Origin of the sequence: Bacillus sanguinis (assembly GCF_018332475.1) — a bacterium.
Lineage (GTDB): Bacteria > Bacillota > Bacilli > Bacillales > Bacillaceae_G > Bacillus_A > Bacillus_A sanguinis.
Window position 1 is genome coordinate 1 of sequence record NZ_BOQB01000644.1, and the last position, 914, is coordinate 914.

2 protein-coding genes are annotated in these 914 nt (G+C 28.6%); both read right to left on the minus strand.

What is annotated here, in order from left to right:
• On the minus strand, nucleotides 1-503 hold a 503-nt coding region (locus KI369_RS29010), incomplete at its 3' end, for a GNAT family N-acetyltransferase (RefSeq protein ID WP_212959058.1).
• A gap of 203 nt (nucleotides 504-706) precedes the next feature.
• Nucleotides 707-914: CatA-like O-acetyltransferase (locus KI369_RS29015; protein WP_238484978.1), on the minus strand; the 208-nt coding region annotated here is incomplete at its 5' end.

Below are 914 nucleotides of genomic sequence, written 5' to 3' on the forward strand. Positions count from 1 at the left end.
GCTGACTCTACAGTGATCCTTTTTACATAACAATACTCATCTTCAGATTTAAAAATTATCTCATAGCCCATTTTTTTATAAAAATGATGATTATTAAGTTGTCTACTAGATGTTTCGAGATCCCAAATCCTTACGTTCGGATATTCCTCTTCTATTAATTTAATAACATGTGATCCAATTCCATTTCCTTGATAAATAGGATCTACAAAAATACGATCAATTCGACCATATGACTTACCAGAAATCGTAACTATAATTCCCCCGGTTATTTTTTCATCCATTATTACTTTGTAACAATCCAATTCGTCGATTGAATATCTCATCATTTCTACTGAAGAATACCCTGGTGGCTGGATGTTATAGTCAATTACATCACCTTGACCGTATAGCCATCGTTTTACTTCTTCATCAAATGTTTTTGTCATTAGTTCTGTTAGCTTTTCGGCATCTAAAATTGTAGCTTTTTCTATAGATATTATTGACATTTTTGTTTTCCCCTTCATTGTTAAAAAATAATAAGTTTTTTGAACGATATAGATGTGAAATACAGAAAATTAAAATTAATAGATCTATTTACTATTAAACTACAAATCAACCTATATCTTCAACTATTACTTAGTATTAATGAATAAAAAAAGAGACCATGCTATATAAACATGTTCTCTTCTTTTTTCATTTTCAATTGTGTATAATTAAAAATTAGATATTACTTTAGCCACTCGTTACAACTATTACTTAACTTCTGTAAATCTTCTATAAATCGACTCGCATCATATCCATCACAAACCGAATGATGGACTTGCAATGAAACTGGTAGCATAACCTTATTTTCTTCATTAAAATATTTCCCACAAGTTATAATTGGTAATAGAAAATCACCATTATTATTAATATTAAGATTCAATCCAGTAAAA